The sequence below is a fragment of the Piscibacillus halophilus genome (assembly GCF_900110685.1).
GTDB classification, from domain to species: Bacteria; Bacillota; Bacilli; order Bacillales; family Alkalibacillaceae; genus Piscibacillus; species Piscibacillus halophilus.
In genome coordinates this window covers 31,404-40,102 of record NZ_FOES01000024.1, presented here as the reverse complement: position 1 = coordinate 40,102, position 8,699 = coordinate 31,404, and the positions used below count along the sequence as shown (strand labels likewise).

Below are 8,699 nucleotides of genomic sequence, written 5' to 3'. Positions count from 1 at the left end.
TTTGACCTTCTTGAATATGCTTCAGGGCTGTTTCAATTGCGAAGTCAGCAAATTGAGCAGCTTCTTTTAAAGTGCCCATTTCTTTTTGATCTTTAATCAGTCTTAATTGATTTAACATGAGTTGTCCATCGACAATTGTGGTTCCGTGAAGCAGTTTAGATATAGCTTCAAACCTTATAACGTTTAAATTTTCTTTCTCGATTGCCAATGATTCTGGTTGACCAACATCTTTAATATACGACGTTAATTTTTCCCACGGGTCTTCATGGTCAAAATATGTAATCGTATCACCTTTCCATCCAGCATTTTTAACATCTTCTTTTTCAAGTGCGGGAACAATTAATACTTGATTTCCTTTTTGGTCAAAATACGCACCGATTAACCGTTCATGCGCCTCAGCATAAAGGTTCGTAAAATAAAAAACATTTTCCTTTGAAGTGATAAAAACACTGTCAACACTGTTTTCTTTCAAGCTTTGAACTAATTGATTTAATCTGCCTTCCATCAGGATCACCTCTACTAAATTTTTGGTTATATGTGTTATCATAACGAAACAAGGGAAATAAATGAACTGTGGAGAATTAATTTAATTAGATAAATTTATTAGGAGGTCATTAACATGAAAGTATCATACCATGGACATTCTGTAGTTAAGGTAGAACATAATGGGAAAACAATTCTGATTGATCCTTTTATTAATGGGAATGGATTATGTGATTTGAATGCTGAAGAAGTGAAAGCCGATGTTATTTTACTTACTCATGGCCATAACGATCACGTCGGAGACACAGTAGAAATTGCAAAACGTAATGACTCATTAGTTGTGGCACCAAATGAATTAGCGGATTACTTAGCTGGAAAAGGATTAAATACACATAATATGCATATCGGTGGTGCTTATGAATTTGACTTCGGAAAAGTAAAATACACTCAAGCTTTCCACGGTTCTAGTTATGTTGAGGAAGATGGCACGATCATATACACTGGCATGCCTGGTGGGCTATTATTAACAATTGAAGGTAAAACGATTTACCATTTAGGTGATACAGCGCTATTTTCCGACTTGCGATTAATCGGTGACCTAAATGACATTGACTTAGCATTCGTTCCAATTGGGGATAATTTCACAATGGGGCCTGAGGATGCTAAATTGGCTAGTGAATGGATTCAAGCTAAAAAGGTTGTTCCTGTTCACTACAACACATTCCCGGTGATTGAACAAGATCCACAAGCGTTCGTTGAGAGCTTACCATCGGGAATGGGGCAAGTTATGAACCCTGGAGATGAATTAACTTTAGAATAAGCAGAAGAAGTGCCAGTTAACACGACTGGCACTTTAATTATGTATTTAGTATCGGTATAATTAAGTTACTAATATATAGAAGCGGTGATGACTTATGGCAACCAAACATGAACAAATCTTAAATTACATAGAAGACTTACCGATCGGTTCTAAAATATCAGTCCGTTTAATTGCAAAAGATTTAAATGTAAGTGAAGGGACCGCTTATCGAGCCATTAAAGAAGCGGAAAACATAGGATACGTTAGTACTATTGAACGTGTAGGTACGATTCGTATTGAAAAGAAAAAGAAAGAAAACATCGAAAAGTTAACCTTTGCCGAAGTTGTCAATATTGTGGATGGACAAGTTTTAGGTGGAAGAAGTGGTTTACATAAAACGTTAAATAAATTCGTCATCGGTGCTATGAAATTAGAAGCGATGATGAGATACACAGATAAAGGGTCTTTATTAATCGTTGGTAACCGAGTTAAAGCACAAGAAAAAGCTTTAAATGCTGGTGCTGCTATTTTAATTACAGGTGGTTTTGATACGACAGACCATGTTAAACAACTGGCTGATCAGTATGAATTACCAGTGATATCTTGTTCTTACGATACATTTACAGTGGCCGCGATGATTAACCGCGCCATTTATGATCAATTAATAAAGAAAGAGATTATCATAGTAGATGATATCTATACCCCATTAGATGACACATATGTGTTAAAAGAGGGGGATACGATTGAGAAATGGTATGCCTTAAACAATGAGACCAAGCACAGTCGATACCCTGTCATTGATCGTGATCAACGTATTATTGGAATTGTGACGTCTAAGGATATAATAGGTAAACCTGAACATCTTAAGATTGAAAAAGTCATGACTAAGCACCCTATTTCTGTACAAACGAATACTTCATTAGCAAGTGCTGCACATACAATGGTATGGCAAGGTATTGAGTTATTACCGGTTGTTGATGAACAAAATATTTTTCAAGGGGTTATTACACGACAAGATGTTATAAAAGGACTACAAAATAATCAACGTCAACCACAGATCGGTGAGACGATTGATGATATTGTTCAAAAACAATTACATTATGATGCCGAATCTTCATTTTTTACAACAGAGGTCACTCCACAAATGACGAATCATATAGGCTCCCTTTCATATGGGGTATTTGCATCATTAATAACTGAAGTGTGTAACCAGATTTTAAAGCAACAAAAAACAGGCGACATGGTCATCGAAAATTTATCGATTTACTACATGAAGCCTGTTCAGATTGGCAGTCATTTAACAATTGTACCTCAAATTTTAGAGTTGGGTCGCAAATTTGCAAAAGTTGATGTCCAAGTTCTTTCAAATGATGAACTGGCTGGAAAAGCGATGATTATGACCCAATTTATTAATCGTTAGCTTTGATCAATTCACCTTTGTAATGTTTATAAAGTTTGTAACCATAAACAATTTGCGCAATTCCAAGTGCTAAGAAGATGATACATACAAATAAGGCTAATTGTGTTTGGTAAAAATAATATTGATTCATTCCGAATGTAGATATAAAGACCCCTAAACTCATTCGCGCCTTAGCGTTAGTGAATTGCATGTATAGTGGATCTTTTGATTTTAATATTTGAACTTTAAAGTAAATATATAAGACAAATGAAACGATAATTAATGTAATAAATATTGGCATCATAAATCCTCCTTTTACAACAAACCTTTAATAATTGTATCGACTGTCGTTCTAAATTTCTAGTATAAATCATAAGAAAGGTTGACGAATTCATGAAAGATGAGATATTAAAGTTGATTAAAGAATATGACAAAATTATTATCCATCGCCATGTGAGACCCGATCCGGATGCATATGGTTCACAGGTTGGATTAGGTGAAATGATCAAAAACTCATTTCCAAATAAGACTGTTTTATTAGCTGGAGAAGAGGATCCTTCTTTAAATTATTTAGCTCGCTTAGATCAAATAGAAGATAAACAATTCCAAGGTGCATTGGTTATAGTATGTGATACAGCCAATGAAGAACGAATTTGTGATCAACGCTATCGTCTAGGTGATCAATTAATTAAAATTGATCACCATCCTAATCGTGAGCCTTATGGAGATGTTACGTGGATCGATACAGAGGCGTCATCAACTAGTGAAATGATTTACGAATTATATGATGCAGGAAAATCACTCGGATTTAGGCTCAATGATAAAGCCGCAAGACTCCTTTATGCAGGAATAGTGGGTGATACGGGGAGGTTTCTCTTTCCGAGTACTACAAATCGTACATTTGAGGCTGCCAGTGAATTAATTAAGTATGAATTTGATCGGACAGATCTTTACGATCAAATGTATCAAACCCCTTTAAAAGTGGCTAAATTGAGAGGGCGATTACTAACAGATTTAAACCCTAGAGATAGTGGATTAGCCGTGTTTAAAATTGACCAAAAGATGTTACAAGAGTACGAGGTCACATCTGAGGAAACGCAAGCTTTTGTTGGTATTGCAGGGGATATTCAAGAAATTTTAACTTGGGTCTTCTTCGTTGAAGAAGAAGATGTTATTCGTGTTAGATTACGCTCTAAAGGCCCCGTCGTAAATGAAGTAGCCTTTAAATATAATGGTGGGGGGCACCCAATGGCTTCTGGTGCTAGAGTTAACAGTTGGAATGAAGCAGATGAACTAGTTAAAGATTTGGAAAAAGTATGTTTGGAATTTAAAAAACAAGCTTGAAGAAAACAAAAAAGTTAGCCCATTAAAAAAAGGGGCTAACTTTTATTAACTGTTAGGAATAAACCAACAACCGATGTCCGTTTCATCAACTGTTATATCTAATTCATGCGATTCAATTCTTCGATTCATTAGTCGGATGAGTTCTTCTGTTTCAGCATAAACGGTATTTCCGTTCAACAATTCATTCAGCTTATCATCAGCCATTTGCCGTTTATTCATGACAAACATCATCCTCACCTCTTAACTATATAGTGCTATAACTTTATTGTAACCTAAAATTTGATTATTATTGCTTTTTTGACATAACTTTCTAAAAAAAGTCAAAATCTCATCTTATTAACTAGATTGTACTCGAACTTCTAAGGTTACATCGAGAGTTGGTCCAATTGATAGAAATACAACTTTTACTTGGTATTGTATTTGGTTGACTCTAAAATTTTTGTTTTCAATAGTTCTTATCAACAAATCACGTTGTTCATTGACAGACTCAATATGGTCACCAACAACTTCTCCAATTTCGTCTTCGATTAATGAAGTGAGTCGAATGGTCGTAAAACGGTCCAGTTTAACCTGTTCAGTATTGGAAAGTTCAATTTCGACATCCTGGATTCTAAGTAACTGTTCACTTTGGTCATCGCTGTCTTTTTTTAGTAATTCAAAATCATTTTCAAGGTCTTTCAATTCTTGACGAAGCGTTAAGTTTTCTTCGATCCAACGCTCCGTATGTTCCCCATAAATATATAGAAAAAATAAATATCCAACCATTGTTCCGACAATAACACCAATAAAAAATGCTTGCCATTTTGGTCTTTTGTAGTACGGTGGAATATGCATGGTTAAACGTCCCCTTGTGTCACCCATGAAATAATGAGAACACCAGCTTTAACGCCGCCCATTGCGGAAATGATCAGCATAATTTGTTTAAATAAATCCATAGTGGAGCCATCAAATATTCCACGTTCAAAATTAGAGATGGCATCGAATGTTCCACCAATTGCGGCAACAATGGCCCAGATTCTTAGTCGTTGTGCGGAGACCATCATTTCGGAAATAGGTGGTTGTCCTGTTATGTAAGCACTGAGACTTCCAAATAGTGATCCACCAATTAATACACCAAATGATATAAAAAAACATGTAATAAGTGCTGCAAAGAATCGTTCTTCCATATTTTCCTCAACCTTTTCTATTGCTTGTCTTTATTAAACAATATGAAAAGATTAAATATTATATGTAGAACATTTCAAGTTTGATATAGGTTCGATATAATTGAAATAGGTCATAAAAAGAAGGTGATGAACATGGCTTTCGTTCATTTACAAGTAAAATCTAGCTACTCATTTTTACAAAGTACTGTAAAGATCCAAGAATACGTTCAACTCATTAAATCAATGGGGATGAATACATGTGTCATAACTGACCATCAAGTGCTACACGGAGCTTATGAATTTTATCAAGCTTGTAGGCAAGCAGGAGTTAAGCCAGTAATCGGTATGTCTTTAGATGTGTATTTAAATGATGATCAAAGACCGATTACTTGTTTTTTATATGCTAAGGATTTTAAAGGTTATCAATCACTCGTTCATTTATCAAACCTTAAACAGTTACATAAAGAGCGCATGACACTTCAACATATCAAAGAAAGTGAACAGATCATTCCAATCATTTCATTTTATGACACATATTTAGAAGAAGTTATTTACTTAAATGATCAACCTAAGTTGAAAGAAATTCTAGAAGAAATAGATCAACTTGAGAATTATTATGTCAAAGTAGATCCAATTTCAGCGACTAGAAGTCTTGTGACGGACTGGCTATCTAACCAATTGAGTTTACAAGACCGACTAGTGCTCATGACTGATGTTCGATATTTAAAAGAGAAAGATCGTATTGGTTTTGAATCGTTGTATGCCATTCATCAATCCACAACGATTTCTAACATTCGACAAGAATCAAATATTGGGACGCACTTACTTTCAGAAGAGGAAATTAATGACCATTTAGGGCAGGAGTGGATTCATGCAAAAGAACGAACGAGTAAGGTCGTTAATTCTTGTCATATTCAAATGCCTAATCAATGGTTTGGATTACCGAAATTTACTGATACAGACGGAAAATCTTCTGATCAATATTTAGAGAATTTATGTAAAAAGCAATTGACTCGTTTATATCCTGAACATCTTCAAGAACAAGCCTTAAAAAGATTAAACCATGAATTAAACGTTATTAAATCCATGTCATTTTCTGATTACTTTTTGATTGTAAAAGACATGGTGGATTATGCTAAACGAGAGCATATTTTTGTAGGACCTGGAAGGGGATCGGCCGCAGGGTCACTGGTAGCTTATTTATTAGGCATAATCGAAGTCGACCCTTTAAAATATGGACTATTATTTGAACGTTTCTTAAATCCGGAACGAAAGAATATGCCGGATATTGATATTGACTTTTCTGATTATCGACGAGATGAAGTTATTCGATACGTTTCAAAAAAATATGGTCAAGATCGTGTTGCTCAAATTATGACGTTTGGAACTTTTCAAGCTCGTTCAACGATAAGAGAATTAAGTAAAGTTTTCGATGTTGAAAAAGATCAACTAACCTTTTTGCTTAAGCAATTACCGAATCAGGGGTCATCGCTCAAAGATGTCGTTAAAAGTAATGAATCATTAAAAGAGGCGATCAAATCTTCTTCTATATTACGCCAAATGTTTCAAGCAGCTGTCTTAATTGAAGGGTTACCAAGACACTATTCCACGCATGCCGCTGGAATTGTCATAAGTGATCAGCCTTTGACTAAATATGTGCCAGTGGTTGAAGGGCAAGATTTAGTGATGTTAACCCAGTACCCTATGCAGCAACTTGAAGCAGTAGGTTTACTTAAAATGGATTTATTAGGACTTCGTAACTTAACGTTACTTGAGAGAATGGTTAAGCAAGTGCAAGAAATCGAAGGTAAAACGATCAACCTTAAGCATTTACCTCTTAATAATGAAAGAACGTATAACCTATTAAAAAAAGGAATGACAACTGGCGTCTTCCAATTGGAATCAAACGGAATGAAGCAAGCATTGCGTGCTATAAAACCTAATCAATTAGAAGATATTGTAGCGGTCAATGCTTTATTTAGACCAGGTCCAATGCAATTTATTGAAACATTTGCCAAGCGTAAACATCGTCAAGAGCAAGTGTCATATATTCATGCGTCTCTAAAACCGATTCTTGAAGAGACTTACGGTGTTTTAGTTTATCAAGAACAAATCATGCAAGCCGTTAATCGTTTTGCGGGGTTTTCTTACGGTCAGGCAGACTTATTACGCCGAGCGATTAGTAAAAAGAATCGTCAGGCCATCCATGAGATGAAGCAGAAGTTTTTAGAAGGCAGTAAACAGAATGGATATGATGAGTCAACAGCACGAGAGCTATTTGATTGGATTGAACGATTTGCGGATTATGGATTTAATAAAAGTCATGCTGTTGCCTATTCGATGATTTCGTATCAAACAGCTTATTTTAAAGCCAATTATCCAGCCTATTTTTATTCTGAATTAATTTCGTCTGTTATGCATGATGATGACAAAGTAGAAAAATACATTAAAGAAGCCAGAGTTCAAGGGATTAAAGTTTTGCCGCCATCCATAAATAATAGCTTTGGGAAATTTACGGTGACGTCATCTCAAGAAATCAGATTTGGTTTATTAGCAATTAAAAATGTTGGAAAACAAGCTTATGACGAGATTGTAAACGCAAGAAAAAAAGGCCGTTTTAAAGATATATTTGATTTTTGTAAAAAGGTCAATTTAAAAGTCGTTAATCAGACAATAATTGAGACATTAATTATGGCTGGTGCTTTTGATGAAACAAAACATCATAGAGCACAATTACTATCTGCCGTTATGCCAGCGATGGAGCAGGGGGAATTATTCTCTGATATGGATGAGCAACTTAACTGGTCTGACGAATTATTTGACATGGATGTGGAATATCCAAATGTACAACCATTTCCAATTATTGAACAATTAAAAATGGAGAAGGAATCTTTAGGTTTTGTCATTAGTCCCCATCCTCTTTCCTATATTAGAAGGGGCTTAAAAAGACAAGGCTTTCAATCGATTCGAGAAATTTTAAGTGTTCAAAAATCATACACGTCAAATTTGGTCGTTCATATTGAGAGAATCAAACAAGTTCGTACAAAACGGGGGGAACAAATGGCCTTTTTAACCTTACAGGATGAAACAACAGAAATTGATGCAGTTATGTTTCCTAAGCTTCACCGAGAAGTACATCGAAACATTGAGGAGGGTCAATTCGTTAGAATAAAAGGGAGAAAAGATCAACGTAATGGTGAGAACCAATTAATATTGGATGAGATTGAACCTTTTGATATTAATCAAGTTCCTAAAACTAATCAAGCCAGAATTTACATTAAATTCGATCGCACAAATGAAGAAGCTCAACTCGAACAGATTAAAAAGATAAGTCAACAATATTTAGGTAATACACCTGTTGTTATTTATTCACCGTTAAGAAAGAAAACTTATCAATTATCGGAAGCATATGATTTACCAGAATCACAAGAAGTAATTCATAAGCTGGAAGAAATATTTACACCTGACAATGTAAAAGTTAAAAAAGCTTAAATCAATAACTGATTAAAATATGAAGCATCAAATAAAG

Annotated in this window: 9 protein-coding genes; 4 read left to right on the top strand and 5 right to left on the bottom strand. The window is 34.9% G+C overall.

Annotation, left to right across the window (positions count from 1 at the left end; all coding sequences use genetic code 11):
- The coding region (locus BMY57_RS10695; protein WP_177176371.1) for an aminopeptidase P family N-terminal domain-containing protein at positions 1–505 on the bottom strand (505 nt) is incomplete at its 3' end.
- A 114-nt stretch (positions 506–619) separates the two neighbouring features.
- Here BMY57_RS10695 and BMY57_RS10690 point away from each other — a divergent pair.
- Both BMY57_RS10690 and BMY57_RS10685 read left to right on the top strand, forming a co-directional pair.
- Positions 620–1,303 carry a metal-dependent hydrolase gene (locus BMY57_RS10690; RefSeq protein WP_091774150.1) on the top strand — a complete coding sequence of 228 codons (684 nt, stop codon included), beginning with the start codon at positions 620–622 and terminating at the stop codon, positions 1,301–1,303.
- A 94-nt stretch (positions 1,304–1,397) separates the two neighbouring features.
- A complete protein-coding gene (locus tag BMY57_RS10685) occupies positions 1,398–2,702 on the top strand; it encodes a DRTGG domain-containing protein (RefSeq protein WP_091774149.1) in 1,305 nt (434 codons plus the stop codon).
- Here the strand turns inward: BMY57_RS10685 and BMY57_RS10680 are convergent.
- Positions 2,692–2,982, bottom strand: coding sequence for a YtpI family protein (locus BMY57_RS10680; protein WP_091774147.1), 291 nt, complete (start codon positions 2,980–2,982; stop codon positions 2,692–2,694). The two genes, BMY57_RS10685 and BMY57_RS10680, sit on opposite strands and share 11 nt — an antisense overlap.
- A gap of 92 nt (positions 2,983–3,074) precedes the next feature.
- Here BMY57_RS10680 and BMY57_RS10675 point away from each other — a divergent pair, with 92 nt between their 5' ends.
- A complete protein-coding gene (locus BMY57_RS10675) occupies positions 3,075–4,025 on the top strand; it encodes a DHH family phosphoesterase (protein ID WP_091774145.1) in 951 nt (316 codons plus the stop codon).
- 45 nt (positions 4,026–4,070) lie between these two features.
- Here the strand turns inward: BMY57_RS10675 and BMY57_RS10670 are convergent, their stop codons facing one another.
- The 3 genes from BMY57_RS10670 to ytrH all read right to left on the bottom strand — a co-directional run bounded on the left by BMY57_RS10670 (position 4,071) and on the right by ytrH (position 5,191).
- Entirely contained in the window at positions 4,071–4,244 is a 174-nt protein-coding gene (locus BMY57_RS10670) for a YtzJ family protein (protein WP_246247556.1), read from the bottom strand.
- Between the two features lie 117 nt (positions 4,245–4,361).
- Entirely contained in the window at positions 4,362–4,859 is a 498-nt protein-coding gene (gene ytrI, locus BMY57_RS10665) for a sporulation membrane protein YtrI (protein WP_091774142.1), read from the bottom strand.
- A 2-nt stretch (positions 4,860–4,861) separates the two neighbouring features.
- Entirely contained in the window at positions 4,862–5,191 is a 330-nt protein-coding gene (ytrH, locus tag BMY57_RS10660) for a sporulation membrane protein YtrH (protein ID WP_091774140.1), read from the bottom strand.
- Positions 5,192–5,323: 132 nt separating this feature from the next.
- Here ytrH and dnaE point away from each other — a divergent pair, with 132 nt between their 5' ends.
- Positions 5,324–8,662 carry a DNA polymerase III subunit alpha gene (dnaE, locus tag BMY57_RS10655; protein ID WP_177176370.1) on the top strand — a complete coding sequence of 1,113 codons (3,339 nt, stop codon included), beginning with the start codon at positions 5,324–5,326 and terminating at the stop codon, positions 8,660–8,662.
- Positions 8,663–8,699: the final 37 nt, after the last annotated feature.